General features: G+C 74.9%; 21 protein-coding genes. 8 read left to right on the top strand and 13 right to left on the bottom strand.

Annotated elements, in window-relative coordinates:
- The first annotated feature begins 2 nt into the window (after nt 1-2).
- Nucleotides 3-1505 (top strand): MFS transporter, encoded by a 1503-nt coding sequence (locus ACFWXO_RS12460; protein ID WP_380523594.1) that lies wholly within the window; start codon nt 3-5, stop codon nt 1503-1505.
- Here ACFWXO_RS12460 and ACFWXO_RS12455 read toward each other — a convergent pair.
- The 8 genes from ACFWXO_RS12455 to ACFWXO_RS12420 all read right to left on the bottom strand — a co-directional run bounded on the left by ACFWXO_RS12455 (nt 1420) and on the right by ACFWXO_RS12420 (nt 7126).
- Nucleotides 1420-1800, bottom strand: coding sequence for a hypothetical protein (locus ACFWXO_RS12455; protein ID WP_375891194.1), 381 nt, complete (start codon nt 1798-1800; stop codon nt 1420-1422). The two genes, ACFWXO_RS12460 and ACFWXO_RS12455, sit on opposite strands and share 86 nt — an antisense overlap.
- A gap of 55 nt (nt 1801-1855) precedes the next feature.
- Entirely contained in the window at nt 1856-3040 is a 1185-nt protein-coding gene (locus tag ACFWXO_RS12450; protein ID WP_380523540.1) for an SUKH-4 family immunity protein, read from the bottom strand.
- A gap of 327 nt (nt 3041-3367) precedes the next feature.
- On the bottom strand, nt 3368-3832 hold the full coding sequence (locus tag ACFWXO_RS12445) for a hypothetical protein (RefSeq protein ID WP_380523538.1): 465 nt from the start codon (nt 3830-3832) through the stop codon (nt 3368-3370).
- A gap of 154 nt (nt 3833-3986) precedes the next feature.
- The gene (locus ACFWXO_RS12440) at nt 3987-4577 is read right to left on the bottom strand and encodes a DinB family protein (protein WP_380523536.1); all 591 of its coding nucleotides are present in this window, start codon (nt 4575-4577) and stop codon (nt 3987-3989) included.
- Between the two features lie 102 nt (nt 4578-4679).
- Complete coding sequence (locus ACFWXO_RS12435; protein ID WP_380523534.1) at nt 4680-4976, bottom strand: DUF6191 domain-containing protein; 297 nt, start codon at nt 4974-4976, stop codon at nt 4680-4682.
- A 71-nt stretch (nt 4977-5047) separates the two neighbouring features.
- Nucleotides 5048-5620: a dihydrofolate reductase family protein gene (locus ACFWXO_RS12430; protein ID WP_375891204.1), complete on the bottom strand. Its 573-nt coding sequence runs from the start codon at nt 5618-5620 to the stop codon at nt 5048-5050.
- A 94-nt stretch (nt 5621-5714) separates the two neighbouring features.
- Complete coding sequence (locus tag ACFWXO_RS12425) at nt 5715-6452, bottom strand: SRPBCC domain-containing protein (RefSeq protein WP_380523531.1); 738 nt, start codon at nt 6450-6452, stop codon at nt 5715-5717.
- On the bottom strand, nt 6449-7126 hold the full coding sequence (locus ACFWXO_RS12420) for a helix-turn-helix domain-containing protein (RefSeq protein ID WP_380523529.1): 678 nt from the start codon (nt 7124-7126) through the stop codon (nt 6449-6451). The genes ACFWXO_RS12425 and ACFWXO_RS12420 overlap by 4 nt, the downstream gene beginning before the upstream one ends.
- A 312-nt stretch (nt 7127-7438) precedes the next feature.
- Here ACFWXO_RS12420 and ACFWXO_RS12415 point away from each other — a divergent pair, with 312 nt between their 5' ends.
- From ACFWXO_RS12415 to ACFWXO_RS12405, 3 genes are all read left to right on the top strand, one after another.
- Nucleotides 7439-8167, top strand: a complete 729-nt coding sequence (locus tag ACFWXO_RS12415; RefSeq protein ID WP_380523527.1) for a hypothetical protein — start codon at nt 7439-7441, stop codon at nt 8165-8167.
- Between the two features lies 1 nt (nt 8168).
- The gene (locus tag ACFWXO_RS12410) at nt 8169-9938 is read left to right on the top strand and encodes a DNA polymerase Y family protein (protein ID WP_380523525.1); all 1770 of its coding nucleotides are present in this window, start codon (nt 8169-8171) and stop codon (nt 9936-9938) included.
- A gap of 68 nt (nt 9939-10006) precedes the next feature.
- The gene (locus ACFWXO_RS12405; RefSeq protein WP_380523522.1) at nt 10007-13300 is read left to right on the top strand and encodes an error-prone DNA polymerase; all 3294 of its coding nucleotides are present in this window, start codon (nt 10007-10009) and stop codon (nt 13298-13300) included.
- A 187-nt stretch (nt 13301-13487) separates the two neighbouring features.
- Here ACFWXO_RS12405 and ACFWXO_RS12400 read toward each other — a convergent pair whose 3' ends face one another.
- Nucleotides 13488-14330 (bottom strand): TIGR03084 family metal-binding protein, encoded by an 843-nt coding sequence (locus ACFWXO_RS12400; protein WP_380523520.1) that lies wholly within the window; start codon nt 14328-14330, stop codon nt 13488-13490.
- Between the two features lie 148 nt (nt 14331-14478).
- Here ACFWXO_RS12400 and ACFWXO_RS12395 point away from each other — a divergent pair, with 148 nt between their 5' ends.
- Nucleotides 14479-15309 (top strand): LuxR C-terminal-related transcriptional regulator, encoded by an 831-nt coding sequence (locus tag ACFWXO_RS12395; RefSeq protein WP_380523518.1) that lies wholly within the window; start codon nt 14479-14481, stop codon nt 15307-15309.
- On the opposite strand, the gene ACFWXO_RS12390 is transcribed toward ACFWXO_RS12395, so the two are convergent.
- From ACFWXO_RS12390 to ACFWXO_RS12380, 3 genes are read right to left on the bottom strand one after another with little or no spacing between them, the layout of a single operon-like run.
- Nucleotides 15302-16837 (bottom strand): AMP-binding protein, encoded by a 1536-nt coding sequence (locus ACFWXO_RS12390; protein ID WP_375891219.1) that lies wholly within the window; start codon nt 16835-16837, stop codon nt 15302-15304. The genes ACFWXO_RS12395 and ACFWXO_RS12390 overlap by 8 nt on opposite strands.
- Nucleotides 16838-16888: 51 nt before the next feature.
- Nucleotides 16889-17254, bottom strand: coding sequence for a MerR family transcriptional regulator (locus ACFWXO_RS12385; RefSeq protein WP_380523515.1), 366 nt, complete (start codon nt 17252-17254; stop codon nt 16889-16891).
- 30 nt (nt 17255-17284) lie between these two features.
- On the bottom strand, nt 17285-18052 hold the full coding sequence (locus tag ACFWXO_RS12380; protein ID WP_380523513.1) for an SDR family NAD(P)-dependent oxidoreductase: 768 nt from the start codon (nt 18050-18052) through the stop codon (nt 17285-17287).
- Nucleotides 18053-18267: 215 nt separating this feature from the next.
- Here ACFWXO_RS12380 and ACFWXO_RS12375 point away from each other — a divergent pair, with 215 nt between their 5' ends.
- The 3 genes from ACFWXO_RS12375 to ACFWXO_RS12365 all read left to right on the top strand — a co-directional run bounded on the left by ACFWXO_RS12375 (nt 18268) and on the right by ACFWXO_RS12365 (nt 19683).
- Nucleotides 18268-18492: a hypothetical protein gene (locus ACFWXO_RS12375; RefSeq protein ID WP_380523511.1), complete on the top strand. Its 225-nt coding sequence runs from the start codon at nt 18268-18270 to the stop codon at nt 18490-18492.
- 4 nt (nt 18493-18496) lie between these two features.
- Nucleotides 18497-18883, top strand: coding sequence for a VOC family protein (locus ACFWXO_RS12370; RefSeq protein WP_380523509.1), 387 nt, complete (start codon nt 18497-18499; stop codon nt 18881-18883).
- A 149-nt stretch (nt 18884-19032) separates the two neighbouring features.
- The gene (locus ACFWXO_RS12365; RefSeq protein WP_380523507.1) at nt 19033-19683 is read left to right on the top strand and encodes an NAD(P)-dependent oxidoreductase; all 651 of its coding nucleotides are present in this window, start codon (nt 19033-19035) and stop codon (nt 19681-19683) included.
- Nucleotides 19684-19701: 18 nt separating this feature from the next.
- Here the strand turns inward: ACFWXO_RS12365 and ACFWXO_RS12360 are convergent, their stop codons facing one another.
- On the bottom strand, nt 19702-20484 hold the full coding sequence (locus ACFWXO_RS12360; RefSeq protein WP_380523505.1) for a dioxygenase: 783 nt from the start codon (nt 20482-20484) through the stop codon (nt 19702-19704).
- Nucleotides 20485-20511 lie beyond the last annotated feature (27 nt).

Genomic DNA, 20511 nt, shown 5'->3' with positions numbered 1-20511 from the left:
CCATGCGCCCCGACTCCCTCTGTCGGATCCCCGACTTCCGCACCCTCTTCACCGCCACCGCTCTCACCCAACTCGGCACCAACGTCGGCTACGTCGCCGTCCCCCTGGTCGCCGTCGAGGCCCTCGGCGCGGGCCCCGGTCAGGCCGGTCTGCTCGCCACCCTGAGCACCCTCGCCTTCCTGCTGATCGGGCTGCCCGCCGGCGCCTGGGTCGACCGGATGCACCACCGCCGCGTCCTGATCGTGGCCGACCTGGTGAAGGCCGCGCTCTACGCCTCCGTCCCGCTGGCCTGGTGGCTCGGCGGGTTCACCCTCGGGCAGCTGTACGCGGTCGCGCTGCTCACCGGCGGTGCCACGGTCTTCTTCGACGTCGGCTCGCAGAGCGTGCTACCCGGGCTGGTCGGCCGGGAGCATCTGGTGGACGCGAACTCCGCTGTGGTCGGGCTGATGGCGGTCGGCAACGTCGCCGGACGCGGTGCGGGCGGGATGCTGGTCCAGTTGCTCACCGCGCCACTGGCGATCGCGGTGACCGCGCTCAGCCACCTCGGCTCCGCCCTGCGCCTCACCGCGCTGCGCCGCACCCCCGCCGATGACGTCCCCGCCGCCGACATCCCCGCCGATGACGTCCCCACGGCCGCCCACCCCGACACCGCCACCCGCCCCGTCGTCCCCGTCCCCGTCCCCGGCCTCGGCGCGCAGATCGCCGAGGGCCTGAGGCACGTCCTCGGCAACCCGGAGCTGCGGGCCCTGGCCGCCACCGCCTCCCTCAACAACCTCGGCTCGCAACTGGTCAACACCCTGCTTCCGGTGCTGTTCGTCCGTGAACTGAACCTCCCGGCCTGGGCGTTGGGCCTGTTCTGGGCGGTCGGCGGGGTCGGCATCCTGCTCGGTTCGCGCTGCGCCCGCCCGGTCTCGGCCCGGTTCGGTGACGGTCGCACCCTCGCCCTGGCGGGTCTGTGCCTGGCGCCCGCCGGACTGCTGGTGCCGATGATCGTCGGCGGGCCGTGGCTGTTCCTGGCCGGGGCGGGCTGGCTACTGGTCTCGCTCAAGACCGGCATGGACAACGTGCTCGGGGTGAGCCTGCGTCAGCGGATGACCTCGGACCACCTGCTCGGCCGGATGAACGCCACTTTCCGTTTCCTGCTCTTCGGCGCGCTCGCGATCGGCTCCGCGCTCTCCGGGCTGCTCGGCGAACTCCTCGGCCTGCGCACCACGCTCTGGCTCGGCGGGGCCGTCCTCGCGACGGCCTTCCTGCCGGTCTACCTGTCCCCGCTGCGCACCCGCCGCCGACCGCCCGCAGCACCGGTGAGCACGGCCACCAGCACCGCCACCGGTACGGCCGCCACCCGCACCGCCCCCACCCGCACCGCCCCCACCGGCACCGCCCCCACCGGCGCCGCCGCCACAACCACCTGCGCGCCTACCAGCCCGGCCCGGTACCGTGCCTCGGCTGCCAGTCCAGCCCCGGGTCCGGACGCGGACGGACGGTGTGCACCAGCGCGATGACCGACCAGACCACCACGGTCAGCAACGCGTAGAACAGCAGCAGCGCCCAGAACGGCGTGGTGGACAGGCTCCGGTCCTCGAACCGGCACCAGGCGTCCGGCGGGAGCCAGGAGGCGCCCGTCTCCAGCAGCCGACCGCCGCCCGATACCAGGCCGCGCTCGCAGCGCTCCCCGTAGTCCAGCGACCGCACGTACAGCAGGGCGTACAGCGCGCCCGCCGAGGTGAGGGAGAGGCCGGCGCCGATGCCGAGGAGCACCACCCGTCTTCGCCCGGCCGCCGTACGGATGTTCGTCACCGGGGCAGCGTACCGGCGCGGCGGCGCCGGCCGAGGGAGGAGCGTCCCCCGGCGTTCAGCCGAGCAGCCCGCCCAGGTGCCCGTCCTCCGCGAGCAGCCGCCAGGACCGCCCGGGCGAGGCGAAGGCCTCCGGGTCGACGCCCTCGACCAGCCGGTCCACCACGGTGCTCAGCAGCGACTGCGGGTCGAACACCGCCCAGGTGTCCCGACCCCGGCCGTGCTCGCCACCGTGCTCGCGGCCATGCTCGCCGCCGCGTTCCCGGCCGTGCTCCCAGCGCTCCCACTCGGCGCGCAGCCGCTCGTACGTCCACAGGGCGTAGAGCAGGGCGGTCAGGTCGCGGTTGAGGTAGGCCTCGGGCTGCCCGTCGTCGTACCAGTCGGGCAGTTCCAGCCGCCCGGTGGCGCCGTCCAGGGCGATGGTGAGGTCGGACGGCCAGTCCCCGAGCGCGAGGTAGTCCCGCTGGTACGGGCGTTCCTCCTCGCCGTCGAAGTACTCGGGGTACGCCTCCGCCATGGTGACCAGCGGCTCCTCGCACACCCCGAACATCGCGCCGCCGAGCGGCAGGCCGACCTCGGTCAGCAGTCGGCGGGTCGGCTCGTGGGTGAGCGCGGCGGGCAGCGACTCCGGCCGGAACCGGTGCACCCGGCCCGCCCCGCCGTCCTCGTCGGTCAGCGCCGCGAGCTCGGCGACCAGTTCGGTGCCGACCCGGTACGCGGGGCCGCCCGGGCCGCCGGGCAGCGCGCCCCAGCCCAGTGCGCGGACCAGCAGGGCCGTACCCCAGTGCGCGGGCGTGGCGTCGCGCCCGAACAGCCCGGGATCGATCTCCCGCATCCGCCGCTCGGCACCGGCCGTCACCTCGGCCACCACCGCGGGCCCGCGCCGTCCGTCCAGCGCCTCCGGGCGCCGGGCCGCTTCGCCCACGGCCTCCACCTCCCGTACCAGCGCGGCCAGTGCGGGCAGGTCGGAGGCCAGCAGGTCCCGTCGGGGGCCGCCGTTGCCGAGGAGCACCTCGCCGGTGGTCCCGTCCAGCAGCACCAGGTCGCCGACGGGGGCGAAGGGGGTGCAGTAGTCCGTCTCCCCGAGGATGAAGAGCCGCTCCGCGCCGGCGGTCGGGAAGGCCTTCAGCGAGCCGCCGCCGAGCACCCGGAAGTCCAGGAACGCCCCGGCCGCCGGCAGCCCCTCCCGCACCAGGAACTCCCGGCTCCCCTCGTGCACCACGCCACCCGGCACCCCGGCCACCCGCACACACTCCACGTGCCCCGCCCTTCCCCGTTCCGCCCCCTGTTCCACCCGACCCTAGCGGGCCGACCCGACAGCGCCACGGCGGTTTCCCCGGCCGGCAGCCGGCCCCCGGGTCCGCCCCCTCGAAGCTGCGAGTCCGCACCCACCCCTTCGTGCCGGTGCCTACGGGTGCACCACCTCGTCCACGTTCCACCGCTCCGGCAGGTCCGCGTCGCAGAAGACGCAGACGTGGTGCCCCTCCCGGACGATGCCGCACCGCCCGCCCGTCCAGGCGGCGAACTCGCCCTCGGCGCGTACGGGTCGGCCGCCCGGATTCCCGGGGGCCTACGGCCGCAATTCCGACGGCTGCATCCCCGCTGGCCGCAACTCCGCCGACCGCGGCCCCGACGGGTACAACTCCGGCGGCCCCACATAGCGGTACGCCCGCCCGAAGCCCTCCTCGACCTCCGCCGCGACACCCCGCTCAGCCAGCTGCACCTGCCACCACGCCATCTCGACGGCCGTCCCACTCAGCCCGAACTCCCGTAGTTCGTCGAGCAGTTCGTGAGCCTCGTGGAGCGTGACCCCGGCCCCGTCCCGCAGCACCCGCAGGGCCGCCACCGGATCCCCGAGCGGATCCCCGAGCGGATCGCCGGGCGGATCGTCGGGCGGACCGGAGAGCCGCAGTCGGGCCGGACCGTGGGCGGCCAGCAGCGCCGCCCGGACGTCCGTCGGCATCGCCTCCGGGCCCGCGTGCTCGCACAGGTGCGGGCCGCAGGACGGGCAGTGCAGCTCGGCGTCCCACCACAACTCCCGCCCCTGGTGCAGGAACTGCCCGATGCTCCGGACGGCGGCGCCCCCGCACTGCGCGCACCGTACGGACGTCCTGACGCCCGCCCCGTGTCCGCCCCCGCCCCCGTCCCCGCCCCCATCCCTGTCCCCGCTCCCACTCCCGCCCCCGGGCTCAAGCGAGTCCGCCGGCCCGTCGGGCCGCCTGCTCCACCCGGTCGTGGTGGGCCCGCCACCACGAGGCGTCGCCGGGGGCCGTGTTGGCGCCGTCGGACCGCTGGCCGGTGGCGCCGTCGATGAGTTCGCGGACCAGGTCGGCGTGGCCGGCGTGCCGGTGGGTCTCGGCGATCAGGTGGACGAGTACCCGGTGCAGGGTCTGCTGCGGGCGGTCGCCGAACGGGAGCCGGCCGACGGCGTCCAGCGGCAGTGCCTCGATGGTGGCGTCCGAGTGCGCCCAGACCCGGCGGTAGCGCCCGAGGACCTCCTCGGTGCTCTCCTCGGCCCGGGCCCACAGGTCGCCGTTCGGCTCGTCGGTGCCGACGATCCACAGCGGGGTCGGTTCGGGGAAGGGGCGCCCGAAGGTCTCGCCGAGGTACAGCGCCTCGGCCCCGGTGACGTGCTTGACCAGCCCCAGGAGGTTGGTGCCGGTGGGTGTGAGCGGTCGCCGGAGGTCGTACTCGGAGAGGCCGTCCAGCTTCCACAGCAGGGCGTCGCGGGCGTCCTGGACGTAGATCCGCAGGTCGTTCTTGTCGTCGTTCGCCGTCATGGGATCAGTCTGGTGACGGCCGGGAGCCTGTCCACCGGTTTAAGACCGACCGGTTCAAGCGTGACGGGACGTCAGCCCTCCTGCCCGGTCAGCCCCGCCGGATCACCGGGCCGTGCCCCGGGCGAGGTCCACCCCGGTGGGGTTGCGCGGTGCGCCGTTCTCGTCGTCGTCGCGCTGCAGCAGCGAGGACTGCCGCTCCTTGAGCTCGTGCTGCTTGCCCGCCGAGAAGCTGGCGTGCAGCTGCTCGAAGCCGGTGGCGGAGATCTGGCCCTGTCGCGCCGGGGTCCGCCAGGGCAGCAGCCCGGCCCGTCCGGCGCGCAGCAGCAACTGGTCGACCAGGGCCAGCACGGTGAGCAGCACCACCAGCCCGGGCAGGGTGACGAAGACGAGGAGTCCCATGGGTCGAGTATCCGTGTCCCCAGCGGTCCGCAACAGGCCCGGGCGCCGGGAACGCACGCCGGGAACGCCGGTCAGCGCACGACGTCGAAGATCTGCTTCTGCAGGCCGTTGCCGTAGACCTGGTGCTCGACCAGCTCCAGCTTCTGGGCGTCCTTGTCCGTGGCGCTGAACAGGCGCTTGCCCGCGCCGAGCAGCAGCGGGTAGACGAGCAGGTGGTAGCGGTCGATCAGGCCGGCGTCCGAGAGGCTGTGGTTCAGGGCGGCGCTGCCGTGCAGGATGATCGGCCCGCCCTCGGTCTCCTTGAGGGCCGCGACCTGGTCGACCGAGCGCAGGATGGTGGTCTCGCCCCAGTTCGACACCAGGTCGTCCTCGGTGAGGGTGGTGGAGACGACGTACTTCGGCAGCGTCTTGTAGCGGGCGAACTCCGGCATGTCCGGCCAGACCGGGCTGAACGCCTGGTAGCTGACCCGGCCCAGCAGCATCGCGGTGGCCTCCTCCTGCTCCTGTCCCTTGATCTCGTAGGCCTCGGGGACGAACTCGACGTCCTTGAAGGTCCATCCGGAGTTCCGGTAGCCGGGTTCGCCGCCGGGGGCCTCGACGACGCCGTCGAGCGAGACGAAGGCGGTGCTGATCAGGGTACGCATGGGTGGTTCCTCGGTTCTCGTGGCTCTGCGGTTCTCGCGGGTCTACGGTTCTCGTGGCTCTGCGGATGTCGGACGGGCGATGCGTGCGCGTCGGTCAGGCGAGGAGCCAGGCCAGCCATCGCTGCCAGGCGGCTTCGGCCCCGTCCGTCGCGGGCCCGAAGAGGTGGTGGAACATCAGCACCGTCCCCGCGCCGTGGTGGAAGGTGTAGAGCCCGTCGGCGGTGCGGAGTTCGAAGCGTTCGTCGTCCGCCCAGACCACCTCCCCGTCCAGTGCGGGCAGTCCGGCCGGTCCGGCGTGGGCCCGGGCACCCACGGTGACCGGGAGCGGCAGTGACAGGGCGTCGGCGAGCAGGCCGCGGACCTCCGGGTCCGGGCGTCCGCCTCCGGGCGCGGCGGCGAAGACCGGGGTGCCGGTGCGGCCGGGGAAGTGGGTGAGGTACTCGCGGAGCGTGTGCAGGTGGAACGGCCAGCCGCGGCGCAGCGCGTCGTACTCGTCCTGCCAGTCGTCGCCGAGCAGGCCGCTGTGGACGACGCGGAGCACGGTGCTGCCGCCGTCCCGGCCCTCGATCAGGTACTCGAAGGCCATGAACCGGCCGTCCTCGGCGGTGGCGGTGCGGGTGGCCAGGCGCTTGCCGGGCTCGTGGGCGGTGACCACCGCCTCCGTGCGGTGGCCGCCGATCTCCATGCCGGCGGTTCCGCCCTCGCGCGGATCGAGTTCGTTGCGGCCCATGAACCAGGAGTCGAGGCCCGGTCCGGTGGCGATGGCCTCCCAGACCTGTTCCGGGCTCGCCGGGAGGGTCGTCTCCAGTTCGATCTCGAAGGGGTGGGTCATGTCCGGTTCTCCTGGTCGGCCTCGGGCCGCGGTCGGGTGTCCGTGGGCCGCGGTCGGGTGTCCGCGGGTTGCGGTCGGTCGTCCTCGGGTTGCGGTGCCGAGGGGATCTGGTGGAGTCCGACGACCACCCGGTGGCTGCGGCCCCCGGGGGCGGACTCGTCGTGGTAGCGGCTGACCAGGGTGGCCACGGCCAGGGACAGTTCCTCGGCGAAGGCCGTCCGGTCGGCGGCGGAGGCGAACCGCACCTGGGCGTCGATGCCGAAGGAGGCGACCCGGCGCCCGGCGCGGGAGGCGCCGGTGAGCAGGGCCCCGACCTCCTGCACCAGCCGGGAGCCCAGGGCGAGCAGCCAGCGGGCGGAGAGCTGGTCGGGGGAACGGGAGGGGTCGGGGCTCACGGCGGCCAGGACGCTGGGGGAGATCACGTAGGAGGCGGCGGTGGCGCGGTACACCCGTTCGGTGACGTTGCCCTTGCGTCGTTCCTCGGCGAGTTCGACGAGTCCGTGCCGTTCCAGTTCTTTCAGGTGGTAGTTGACCTTCTGCCGGGGCAGTTCCAGCCGGGTGGCCAGCATGGCGGCCGAGCCGGGCTCGGCGAGGGCGGCGAGGATCCGGGACCGGATCGGGTCCAGGGAGGCCTCGGCCGCGGCGGGTTCTTCGATCACGGCGACGTCCAGCACCTCTCCAGCATCCGACCGACAAAAAAATTTGTCAAGGAAAAAAGGGTTGTCGGTCACCTGAAAGAGCCAAGGGGGCTCCGGCATTCGGCGCATCCGACACGGAGCGTGACGGATGGGGGTGGTGGGGTGGACTTGAATCTTTGCGAACGGATGTTCGATCCTGGGGCTGTGCCCGTTTTCGAACCTTCTTTCGAATCCACCGTCGAACAGCAGCCCGCACGCCCCGTGCTGCGGCCGGTGGCGCTCCCGGCTGCCGTGCCCGCGTCCGAGAGCGTGCGGACGGACGGGTTGACGGACGGGATGACGGCTGGCTTGACGGCTGGGCAGGCGGCCGGGCGCGGACTGGTGTCCGTGGTGCCCGCCCTGCGCGAGGTACTGCCGGACGGCGGACTGCGGCGCGGGACGGCGGTGTCGGTGGCGGGCGGGGACGCCGGACTGCTGCTCGCGCTGGCCGCCGGGGTCCGGGAGACCGGGGGCGGCTGGGCGGCCGCGGTCGGGCTGCCGGAGCTGGGCCTCGCCGCCGCCGAGGGGTACGGCCTGGACCTGCGCCGCCTGCTGGTCGCCGACGACCCGGGGCGGCACTGGCCCGAGGTGGTGTCGGTGCTGGCCGGCGCGGTCGAACTGATCATGCTGCGCCCGGACGGGCCGGTGCCCCCGAAGCTGGCCGCCCGTCTGGCCGCCGTGCTGCGGCGCACCGGCTGCGTGCTGCTGGTGGCCGGGCCGTGGCCGGGGGCGGTGCTGCGGCTGGGGGTGCGGTCCGGGCGCTGGTTCGGGCTGGGGGACGGCCACGGGCAGCTCGCCGGGCGTCAGGTGGAGGTGGTGGCCGAGGGGCGCGGTTCGGCGGTGCGCGGCCGGACGGCCCGGCTCTGGCTGCCGGACGAGCACGGCGCGGTGCGCCCGGTCCGGGAGCAGCCGCAGCCCCTCGCCGTTCCCCCGGGCCCCGCGGCCGTCCCTGCCGTCGTCCCTGCCGTCGTCCCTGCCGTTTCCGCCGTAGTGCCCGCCGTTCCCGTGGCGGCTCCGCTCGTGGCGGCGGTGGTGTGACATGCCGACGACGCCCGACGGCGACCGGACCCCCAGGGTCCTGGTGGTCTGGTGCCCGGACTGGCCGGTGGTGGCCGTCACCGGTGACGACCCGGTGGCCGTGACCGAGGCCGGCCGGATCCTCGCCTGCTCCGCGGGCGCCCGGGCTGCCGGGGTGCGGCAGGGGCAGCGGCTCAAGCTGGCCCAGCGGCTCTGCCCGGAACTGGAGCTGCGCGACCGCGACCCGGAGGCGGAGACCCGCCGCTTCGAGCCGGTGGTCGCGGCGGTGGAGGCGTTCACGCCCCGGGTGGAGGTGATCCGCCCGGGTCTGTGCGCCATTCCGGTGAAGGGCCCGGGCCGCTACTTCGGCGGCGAGGAGGCGCTCGCGGCCCTGGTCGGCGCGGCGGTGGCGGACGCCCTCGGGCGACCGCCCGTCCCGGACGCCGTCCCCGGCGCGGTGGCAGTGCCCGCCACCCCAGGCCCGCCCGCCATACCTGTCACCGGACCCACCGCCGGACCCACCGCCGGACCCACCGCCGAACCCACCGCCGCACCGGCCACCGGACCGACCGCCCCCCACGCCCGGATCGGCGTCGCCGACGGCCTGTTCGCCGCCGTGCTCGCCGCCCGCGCCGGGGTGCTGGTGCCCGCCGGTCGTACGGCGGAGTTCCTCGCCCCCTACCCGGTGGCCGCGCTGGGTGACGAGACGCTGGCCGAGCTGCTGGGGCGGCTCGGCCTGCCCACCGTCGGGGCCTTCGCCGCGCTGCCGCCCGAGGCGGTCGCGGACCGCTTCGGCCCGACCGGGACGGTCGCGCACCGGCTGGCCCGCGGCCTGCAGCCGCGCCCGCTGGTGCCGCGCGGCGAGGAGCCGGACCTCGCCGTCGAGCAGCGCTTCGACCCGCCGGAGCCGTCGACCGAGCCGCTGGTGTTCGTCGCCCGCACGCTGGCCGAGCAGCTGCACCGGCGGCTGGCCGGAGCCGGGCTGACCTGCCGCCGGGTGGCGGTCGAGGTGGCCTGCGCGGACGGCCGGACGGTCTCCCGACTGTGGCGGCACGAGGGCCGGCTGTCCGCGACGGCCCTGGCCGAACGGGTCCGCTGGCAGCTCCAGGCCTGGCAGGGCATGGGCACCTTCACCAGCGGCCCCGGCAGTACCGGCAACACCGACGGCCAGGGCAGCACTGGCAGCACCGGCAGCCCCGCCAGCCCTGGGGCCGAGGAGGGCTTCGCCCTGCTCCGCCTCGCCCCCGACGGCCTCTCCCCGGACCAGGGCCGCCAGCTCGCCCTGTGGGGCCAGGCCGTCGCGGACGACCGGGTGGAGCGCGCGGTGGCCCGGGTGCAGGCGGTGCTCGGGCATGCCGGGTTGCGCCGGATCGAGCCGGCGGGCGGGCGTGGTCCGGGTGAGCAGCAGGTCCGGGTGCCGTGGGGCGAGCCGTACGAGGCGGCGGCCGCGGCGGACGCGCCCTGGCCGGGGCGGCTGGCGGAGCGGTCGGCGGACCTCTGGCCGGCCGTGGTGCTGCGCGAGCCGGCGCCGGTCCGGGTGCTGGACGAGGCCGGCCGACCGGTCACGGTGGACGGCCGGGCGGGGGTGTCGGGCCGCCCGGCCCTGGTCGTGGCCCGGGGCCGGGAGGAGCGGGTGGCGGCCTGGACCGGGCCCTGGCCGGCGGTCGAGTACTGGTGGGACCAGTCGCTCACCCGCCGCCGGGCGCGGTTCCAGGTGGTGGTGGACGGCGGCCGGGCGCTGCTGCTCACCGTGGAGGGGGGTGCGTGGTACCTGGAGGCCGGCTACGACTAGCGGCCCGAAGGCCCGCGGCAGGGGGACAGGGGGGCAGGACCAGTACGAGAGCGACGAAGGCAACCCCGATGGGCTTCACCAGCCACCCCACCGTCCCCTGGAGCGAACTGCACCGCCGGCTGACCGGCGCCGCGCCGGACCGCACGGTCGTCCCGCTGCGCCGCCCCGCCTCGGAGACCCCCACCGAGGAAGCCCCCACCTCGGAGACCCCCACCGAACCCCCCACCGAAGAAGCCCCCACCGAACCCCCCGCCGAGGAACCCCCTGCCGAACCCTGGGCCGAACTGCACGTCCACTCCGCCTTCAGCTTCCTGGACGGCGCCAGCGACCCGGAGGACCTGGTCGCCGAGGCGGCCCGGCTGGGCGTGGAGACCCTGGCGATCACCGACCACGACGGCCTGTACGGAGCGGTCCGGCTCGCCGAGGCGGCCCGGGGGACGGGCGTGGCCACCGTCTTCGGCGCCGAACTGACGATCCGTCACGGCGCGAGGGGTGCGGGTGCCGAGGACGTCGAGCACCTGCTCGTCCTGGCCCGTGACCCGGCCGGCTACCGCCGTCTCTCCGCCGCGATCGCCGCCGCCCAGCTGGCCGGCGGCGCCAAGGGCCGTCCGGCGTACGACTTCGCCGCGCTCGCCGGGGCGCACGACGGCCACTGGGCGGTGCTCACCGGCTGCCGCCTCGGCCGGGTCCCGGCGGCCCTCGCGACCGGCGGGGCGGAGCAGCGACTGCGCACCCTCACCGAGGCGTTCGGCCGCGAGAACGTGTACGTCGAGCTGATCGACCAGTGGCTGCCCGGCGACGACCGGCGCAACGACGCCCTCGCCGCGCTCGCCGGAGAACTGCGGCTGCCGGTCGTCGCCTCCACCAACGCCCACCACGCCGGCCCCGCCCAGGGCCGGCTCGCCCAGAGCCTGGCGGCCCTGCACGGGCGCCGCACCCTCCAGGAGGCGGCCGGCTGGACGAGGGCCTCCGGCACCGCGCACCTGCGCTCGGGCCGGGAGATGGCCGCCCGGCTGGCCCGCTTCCCCGGCGTCCGGCGGGCCACCGCCGAACTCGGCCGGGCCTGCGCCTTCGACTTCGCCAAGCTGGACCCGGAGCTGCCCGGCTACCCCGTCCCCGAGGGGGAGACCGAGATCGGCCACCTGCGCGCCCTGGTCGCGGCCGGCGGCCCGGCCCGCTTCGGCCCCGGCAACGCCGCCGCCCGCCGCCAGCTCGCCAAGGAACTGGACGTGATCGAGGACCTCGACCTGGCCGGCTACTTCCTGATCGTCCACGACATCGTGGACTTCTGCCGGAGCCAGGACATCTGGTGCCAGGGCCGCGGCTCGGCCGCCAACTCGGCGGTCTGCTACGCCCTCGGGATCACCGCCGTCGACCCGGTCCACTACAAGCTGCTGTTCGAGCGCTTCCTGTCCACCGCCCGGGACGGCCCGCCCGACATCGACCTGGACATCGAGAACCGCCGCCGCGAGGAGGTCATCCAGTACGTCTACCGCCGCTACGGGCGCGAGCACGCCGCCCAGGTCGCCAACGTGATCACCTACCGCCCCCGGCTGGCGATCCGCGACGCCGCCCGGGTGCTCGGCTACCCGCAGGGGCAGGTGGACGCCTTCAGCCGGCAGACCGACTTCCGTTCCGCCCCCGGCGCGGACGCCGTCATCCCCGCCGACGTGCTCTCGCTCGCCGCCCAACTCCACGGCCTGCCGCGCCACCTGGGCATCCACTCGGGCGGCATGGTGCTCACCAGGGAGCCGATCGGGGAGATCTGCCCGACCGAGTGGGCCCGGATGCCCGGGCGCTCCGTCCTCCAGTGGGACAAGGAGTCCACCGCGGGCGCCGGGCTGGTGAAGATCGACCTGCTCGGCCTCGGCATGCTCGCCGCGCTGCACGACGCCTGCGACCTGATCGCGCTCCACCACGGCCTGCGCTACGACCTGGCCGGCATCCCGGGCGACGACGAGGGCGTGTACGCGATGCTGCGCCGCGCCGACACCGTGGGCGTCTTCCAGGTCGAGTCCCGGGCGCAGATGGCCACCCTGCCCCGGCTCAAGCCGGACCACTTCTACGACCTGGTGGTCGAGGTCGCGCTGATCCGCCCCGGCCCGATCCAGGGCGGCTCCGTCCACCCGTACCTGCGCCGCCGCGCCGGGGCGGAGCCGCCCGGCTGCCCGCACCCGCTGATGGAGAACGCCCTCGGCAAGACCCTCGGGGTGCCGCTGTTCCAGGAGCAGATGATGCAACTCGCCATCGACTGCGCCGGGTTCACGCCTGCCGAGGCCGACCGGCTGCGCCAGGCGATGGGCGCCAAGCGCTCGCACGAGCGGGTCGCCCGGCTGCGCGACCGGCTGCTCACCGGGATGGCCGAGCGCGGCATCCCGGCCGAGGTCGCCGAGGACGTCTACGGCAAGATCGAGGCCTTCTCCAACTACGGCTTCCCGGAGTCGCACGCGATCAGCTTCGCCTACCTGGTGTACGCCAGCGCCTGGCTCAAGCACCACTTCCCGGCGGCCTTCACCTGCGCCCTGCTGGCCAACCAGCCGATGGGCTTCTACTCGCCGCTCAGCCTGGTCGCGGACGTCCGCCGGCACGGCGTACGGGTGCGCGGGGTGGACGTCAACGCCAGCGGGCCGCGCCCCACCCTGGAGCCGTACCGGGGCCCGACCCCCGCGCCGCCGCTGACCGCCGGCCGGCCCCAACCGGCCATCCGGCTCGGCCTGGAGACGGTGCGCGGCATCGGCACCCCGCAGGCCGAGCTGATCGCGGCCGGGCAGCCGTACGCCGACCTGGAGGACTTCGCCCGCCGCACCGGTCTGCCCGCGCCCGCCCTGGAGGCGCTGGCGACGGCCGGGGCCTTCGACTGCTTCGGCCTGACGAGACGTCAGGCGCTGTGGGCGGCAGGCGCGTTCGCGGGGATCTCGGCCGAACTGCTCCCCGGCACCACGCCCGGCACCGAGGCGCCGGAACTGCCCGGGATGAGCCCGGTCGAGGAGACCATCGCCGACCTGTGGGCCACCGGCACCTCCGCCACCAGCCACCCGCTCCAGCACCTGCGCGCCCACCTGGACCGCGGCGGCGCGCTCAGCGCCGCCCAACTCCCGCACGTGCCACCGGGAACGGCCGTGGTGGTCGGCGGCCTGGTCACCCACCGCCAGCGCCCGCCGACGGCCGGCGGGGTGCTCTTCCTCAGCCTGGAGGACGAGACCGGCCTGATCAACGTGATCTGCAACCGCCCGGTCTGGGAGTCCCAGCGCCGCACCGCCCTGGACCGGGCCGGCCTCCTGGTGCACGGCCACATCGAACGCGACCGCGGCGCCACCAACCTGATCGCCACCCGCCTCGCCCCACTCCGGATCGGCCTCTGAGGCCCCGGTCCGCCCGGTCGTGCTCAGCCCGGTCGCGCTCAGTCCGGGTAACGCACCAGCCCGCTCAGCTCCAGCTCGAAGTCGAACGGCTCGGGAACGCGCATGCTGTCCCCGAACTTCCGGTCGTGCCGCGCGTGGTAGCGGTCGTGGTCCGGTGCAGTCTGTGCGCGGACCCGCTCCGGGCCGGTCAGGCTCCGGCGCCGGGCTGCCGGCCCTTGCCGGGAGGGCCGGCGAAGGTCTGGGCGATCGGCAGCCAGATGGTGGCGATCGGGCCGGTGGCGGTCAGGGCGAGGTCGTCGCGGTGGCGGCGCTGGGTGACCAGGAGGCAGAAGTCCAGGGCCGGGCCGGTCACCACGTCCATCGCGTCGGTCGGGCCGAAGGCCCACGAACCCCCGTCGGGTGCGGTCAGTTCGAGGCGCACCGGGCGTTGCGGCGCGGGCAGGCCGTGGGCCGCGAAGGCGAAGCCGAGGGTGCGCAGGCCCAGGTGGGCGATGTGCCGCAGCCGGTCGGTGGGTTCCCGGGTCGTGCCCAGCGCGTCCGCCACGTCCTGGCCGTGCGCCCAGGTCTCCATCAGTCGGGCGGTGGCCATCGAGGCGGGCTTCATCGGCGGGCCGAACCAGGGCAGCCGGACGTCGGCGGGGACGGCGGCGAGGGCGGCCTGTACCTGCGCCCGCCCGGCCCGCCAGCGGGCGAGCAGGGCGGCGGGTTCGGCGGCCGCACCCTCCCGGGCGCCGTCCTCGACCGGGTCGGCGCCGGTGGCCAGCAGCTGGGTGAAGCGGCCGCCGAGCGAGGCGGTGAAGCCCTCCGGGTCGCGGGTGGCCAGTGCCGTCCAGTCGTCGGTCCAGGCCAGGTGGGCGATCTGGTGCGCGACCGTCCAGCCCTCGGCCGGGGTGGGCGCGGCCCAGTCCGCGGCCGACAGTCCGGCCACCAGCCCGTCCAGGACGGCGCTCTCGGCCCGCAGGTCGGCCAGCAGGCCGTGCAGGACGTGGCCCGGGGCGCCCGGCGTGCCCGGGGTGTCGGGGTCGGTCATCGGCTCTTCCCTCCGCTCGGCGCGGTTGCTACTGGTCGGTAGCCCGCGGCCGCACCCTACGCCCCGACCGGCGCCGACGCCCGCCACTCCACGGAACACGCACGTCAGGACTCTCGCCTCCGGTCGCACCGCGTGTGACAATTCCGCGATGACCAGGGCTGCGGACCCCCTCACTGCCGTGCCGTTCGGCGCCCCCGAGCGCCCGGACCACCCCGAGCGCCCCCACCACTCCCACCACTCCCACCACCCCGCCGACTCCGACGACCCCGAACTCGCCGCCCGCGCCGCCGAGCTGGTGCGCCGCGCGGTGCTCGGAGACCTCGCCCGCCGGGTGGTGGCCGAGTGCGGTGCCGATGTCGGGCTGGTCGGCGTGCCCGAGCCGCTGCCCGGCCGCCGCCCCGGCAGCGAGGGCATGGTGCTGCGCCATTGGGCCGGCACCCGGGCGGACCTGCTGCACGATGTGCCCGTCCCGGCCGGCCTCGGCCTCGGCGGCCGGGCGCTCGCCGAGCGCGCGCCCACCTGGGTGCCCGACTACCGTGCGGCCACGACCATTTCGCACCAGTACGACGCGGCCGTGGCCGCCGACGACCTGTACGCGATGCTCACCGTCCCGCTGCTGGACGGCGACACCGTGCACGGCGTGGTGTACGCCTCGCTGCGCACCGTCGTCCCGTTCGGGGACGTCCGGATCTCCGCCGTCGGCCGGCTGGCGGCGACGGCCGCCCGGGCGCTCGCCGGGGCGGCGGCCTGGAGCCGTACGAAGCCCGAACCGGTGTCGCCCGCACGGCCGTTGACCCGGCGCGAGCACGAGGTGCTGCGCTGGGCGGCGACCGGCCGGACCAATCCGGAGATCGCCGCCCATCTGGGCCTGACCTGCAATACCGTGACCGGCTACCTCAAGTCCGCGATGCACAAGCTCGGTGTCCGCAACCGGACCGAACTCGCCCTGGCGGCCAGGGCGACCGGACTCGTCAGTTGACCTGGCGCTCCCGCCCGCTCCAGTACGGCTCGCGCAGCCGGAACTTCTGCAGCTTCCCGGTGGCCGTGCGCGGCAGTTCGGCGCGGAACTCCACCGAGGTGGGTGACTTGTAGCCGGCCAGCCGCTGCTTGCAGTGCGCGATCAACTCCGCCTCGGTGACGGCCGCCCGGTCCTCCCGGAGCACCACCAGGGCCTTGACCGTCTCGCCCCACTTCTCGTGCGGCACCCCGATCACCGCGACCTCGGCCACCGCCGGGTGGCCGTACAGGCAGTCCTCCACCTCGATCGAGGAGACGTTCTCCCCGCCGCTGATGATGACGTCCTTCTTCCGGTCCGAGATGGACAGTTGGCCGTCGGTGAGGGTGCCGCCGTCGCCGGTGTGGAACCACTCGCCCCGCAGCGCCTCGGCGCTCGCCTCCGGCTGCTGCCAGTACCCGTCCAGCACGGTGTTGGAGCGCACCAGCACCTCGCCCTGGGCGTCGACCCGCAGCTGGGTGCCGAGCGCGGGCGCGCCGGCCTGCACCAGCTTCTCGGCCCGTTCGGCGGCCGGCAGGGCGTCCCACTCGGCGCGCGAGCGGTTGACGGTGACGATCGGCGCGGTCTCGGTCAGGCCGTAGAGCTGCATGAACTCCCAGCCCAGCTGCTCCTCGACCTGCTGCACCACGGAGGTCGGCGGCGGGGCGCCGGCCACGATCATCCGCACCCTGTCCCGGCCGGGCACCGGGCCGTCCCAGTCGGCGGCCGCGTCCAGCACCATCTGCACCACGGCGGGCGCGCCGGACAGGAAGGTCACCCCGTGCCGCTCGACCCGGCGCAGGATCTCGGCGCCGTCCACCTTGCGCAGCACGATGTGCCGGGCGCCGAGTCCGGTGAGCGAGAACGGCAGGCCCCAGCCGTTGGCGTGGAACATCGGCAGGGTGTGCAGGTACACGTCCCGGTCGTTCGCGCCGTAGTGCAGGCCCATCAGCGTCGCGTTCAGCCAGACGTTGCGGTGGGTGAGCTGAACCCCCTTGGGGCGGGCGGTGGTTCCGCTGGTGTAGTTGATGGTCGCGGTGTCGTTCTCGGAGATCGCGTACCGGCGGGGCGCGTGGTCGAAGTCGTACAGCAGCGCGTCACTGTCCGCGCCGAGCACGAACTTGTGCTTGGCCACCACCCCGTGCAGCGCGTCGGCGAGTTCGGGGTCGACCAGCAGGACGGAGGCGCCGCTCTGCTCGACGATGTACGCGACCTCCTCGGCCCGCAGCCGGAAGTTGACCGGCACCAGTACCCGGCCGTACCCGCTCACCCCGAAGAAGGCGGTGAGCAGCCGGGCCGAGTTGTGCGAGACGATCGCGACCCGCTCGCCCGGACCGACGCCGAGCCGGTCCAGCCCGGCGGCCTGGGCCCGGGCGAGCCCGGCGATCCGCCGGTAGCTCAGCTCGCCCCAGGATTCGGCCGGTTGCACCGGCTCGTCGACGATGCCGACCCGGTCGCCGTAGACCAGCTCGGCCCGGTCGAGGAAGTCCAGCACGGAGAGTGGAATCTGCATGCGCCCACTGTCCTATCCCGCGCGCCCGCTGCACACCCCCGATCGGGGGTGTCACCCGTTCGAACGCAGCCGCTCGGCCGCCGTCAGCGCCACCAGCAGCCGGTCCCGGGCCTCGGTCTGGGCGGCGATCCGGCGTTCGAGCGCCGCCAGCCGCTCCCGGACGACCCCCAGCACCCGCTCGGACGGCGGCCGGGCGAGGACGTCCCCGTCCAGGCAGGTGAGCATCGGCCGGAGGTCCTCCATGGTGAGCCCGGCGGCGACCAGGGCGCGGATGTTGCGGACCCGCGGGACGGCCGAATCCCGGTACTCCCGGTAGCCGTTGGCCGCCCGCTCGGAGTCGATCAGCCCGGCCTGCTCGTAGTGCCGCAGCGCCCGGGCCGTACTGCCCGTCCGCCGCGCCAGTTCACCGATCCGCACCGCCGCCCCGCCCGTCCGTCCGTCGGTTCCTCAGGCCACCAGCGCGCCCCCGTCCACGGACAACACTACGCCGGTCACGAACGAGGCCTGCGGCGAGGCGAGTTGGGTGATCGCCCAGGCCACCTCGGCGGGCCGCCCGATCCGGCCCAGCGGGGTGAGCCCCAACTGCCACTCCAGGATCGCCGCCGACAGCTCGGGGCTGAAACCGGAGTGCTCGCCGATCGGGGTGTCGATCGCCCCGGGCGCCACCGCGACCACCCGGATGCCGCGCGGAGCCAGCTCCACCGCCCAGCTGCGGGTGATCGTCTCCAGCGCCGCCTTGCCCGCCGCGTACACCGAGTTGGTCGGCCAGCCGCGCTGTCCGACGGCGGTGCTGACGTTGACCACCACGCCCCGGCTCTCGGCCAGTGCGGGCAGCGCGGCCTGCCCGAGCAGCACCGGGGCGACCAGGTTGGTGGCCAGCAGCGTCTCGATCCCGGCCCGGTGGAAGTCGCCGACGCGCTGGGTGTTCTGCACGATGCCGGCGTTGTTCACCAGCACGTCGAGCCGCCCGTACCGCTCCAGGGCCGTTCCGACGATCCGCTCCGGGGCGTCCGGTCCGGTGACGTCCGCCACCAGCGGCTCGATCAGCCCCGGGTGCGCGGCCGCCGTCTCCGCCAGCGGCCCGGGGCGCCGCCCGACCGCCACCACCCGGGCGCCCTCGGCCGCGAAGGCCCGCGCGGTCTCCCGCCCGATCCCCGTCCCGGCCCCGGTGACCACCACGACCCGACCCGTCCCCGCTTCGTTCTGTTCGCTCATGGGAGCACTCTCCGACCCTGCCGCCAGCGTCAAGGTCAAGCCGCAACCGTCGAGCGGTGGCCGGCCGTCCGTCAGGAAGATCGTGCAGCGGTTCCGAACCCAGGGGGAGAGCACCATGAACCACCACCGACCCGACCCGGCCCTGACCACCTTCCCGACGGCGGACGGCCTGCTGCTGCGCCCCTTCGAGGACGCCGACGCCCCGGCCCTGCGCGGTGGAGGCGCTGACCGTCTGGGCCTTCGAGGTCTTCGCCGCGGACGGCCTGGTCCGGATCGACCTGCTGCACGAGGGCGACGACGACGCCTCCTGCCGGGTCGCGGAGAAGAGCGGCTACGCGTTCGCGGAGGTCGTCCCGGCCTTCCCGCCGTCGTACCCGCTGGACGGGCACCGGCACTGCCGGAAAAGGCTGGACACGACCGAACGGCACCGGCCAGAGTGAGCCCATGGCTTCTCTGGTACGTCATGTGACGATCGACTGCGCGGACCCGTTCGCCCTCGCGGACTTCTGGGCGAAGGTGCTGGACGGCACCCTCGCCGAGGACGACAACCCGGGTGACCCGGAGGCGGTGGTGATCTCCGCCAGTGCCGATCTGCTGTTCATCCGGGTGCCCGAGGGCAAGACCGTGAAGAACCGGGTCCACCTGGACCTCCAGCCGCAGGACCGCAGCCGTGACGAGGAGGTCGAGCGCCTGCTCGCCCTGGGCGCCACGGTGGTGTCGGACCAGCGCCGCCCGGACGGCACCGGCTGGGTCACCCTGGCCGACCCGGAGGGCAACGAGCTGTGCGTCGAGCGCAGCCAGGCCGAGCGCACCGCCACCGGCGCGTCCTGAACCACCGGCGCGCCCCGCAGTACGGCCGCCCGCCGAGGTCCGTTCCACCGGGGCCTGCGCGGGCGGCCGTTCGCGCTTCCGTCCGATAATCGAGCTGTCTGAGGCCAGTGAGAAGCGAGGCCACCCTCCGAGCACCGGGCAGGTACCCCATGGCCAAAATCGCCGTGATCGGCGCCAATGGCGGCATCGGCAGCGCCGTCGTCGCGGAGGCGGCGGCCCGCGGGCACGAGGTCACCGCCGTGGTCCGCGAGCCGGACCGCTACCGGGGTGCGGCGGCCCGGGTGGAGCGCGGCGACGTACTGGACCCGGCCGACGTGGCCCGGGTGGCGGCCGGCCGGGACGTCCTGGTGAGCGCCGTCGGCGGCGGCGACGGCCCGGGCCACCTGGCGCTGATCGAGCCCGCCGCCCGTTCACTGGTCGAGGGCCTGCGGGCGGTCGCCGACGGCGCCGCGCCCCGCCTGATCGCGGTCGGCGGCGCGGGCAGCCTGGAGACCGCCCCGGGCGTGCGGGTCTGGGACGCCCCGGGCCTGCCGGAGCCGATCCTGCAGATCATGCACGCCCACGGCGAGGCGCTGGACTACTACCGGACCGTCTCCGACGTCCGCTGGACGGTACTCAGCCCGGCCGCGGAGATCGGCCCGGGGGAGCGGACCGGCCGCTACCGGACCGGCCTGGAGCAACTGCTCACGGACGCCGGGGGCCACAGCCGGATCTCGGTGCCGGACTACGCGGTCGCCCTGGTGGACGAGATCGAGCAGCCCGAGCACATCGGCGAGCGCTTCACCTGCTGCTCGCTGTAGCGCGCCGGGCTCACCCGTTCAGCCCAGCTGGATCGACCGCTTGGCCAGCCCCATCCAGAACCCGTCGATCACGCTGCGCTGGCTGCCGAGGTCGGCCTCGCCGGCGCCGAGGGTCACGAACAGCGGCGCGAAGTGCTCGGTGCGCGGGTGGGCGAGCCGCCCGGCCGGGGCCTTGCGCTCGAAGTCGAGCAGCGCGTCCAGGTCCTGGGCGTCCAGGGCGCGCCTGCCCCAGTCGTCGAACTCGGCCATCACCGAGCTGGTCCGGCCGTCGCTGTTGAGCGCCCGCAGGTTGTGGGTGAAGAAGCCGCTGCCGATGATCAGCACGCCCTCGTCGCGCAGCGGGGCGAGCCGGCGGCCGATCTCCAGCAGGCGCTGCGGGTCCAGGGTGGGCAGGGAGATCTGCAGCACCGGGACGTCGGCCTCCGGGAACATCTCCACCAGCGGGACGTACGCGCCGTGGTCGAGCCCGCGGTCGGGGATGTCCTGGACGGGCGTGCCGGGGGCGCGCAGCAGCTTGTGCACGCGCTCGGCCAACTCGGGGGCGCCGGGGGCGGCGTACCGGACGGCGTAGTAGTGCTCGGGGAAGCCCCAGAAGTCGTAGACCAGCGGGACGGTGGTGACGGCGCCGACGGCCAGCGGGGCCTCCTCCCAGTGGGCGGAGACCATCAGGACGGCCTTGGGCCGGGGCAGGTCGGCGGACCAGGCGGCCAGCTGGCCCGGCCAGATCGGGTCGTCGGCGAGCGGCGGCGCGCCGTGCGAGAGGTACAGGGCGGGCATGCGCTCGGGGGCCGCGGTGCTCAAGGTGTCCTCCTCAAGGGGAACGAGTGG

Source organism: Kitasatospora sp. NPDC059088 (assembly GCF_042738155.1).
GTDB lineage: Bacteria > Actinomycetota > Actinomycetes > Streptomycetales > Streptomycetaceae > Kitasatospora.
The sequence above is the reverse complement of the archived record's forward strand: the minus strand, read 5'-3'. Positions and strand labels throughout refer to the sequence as shown.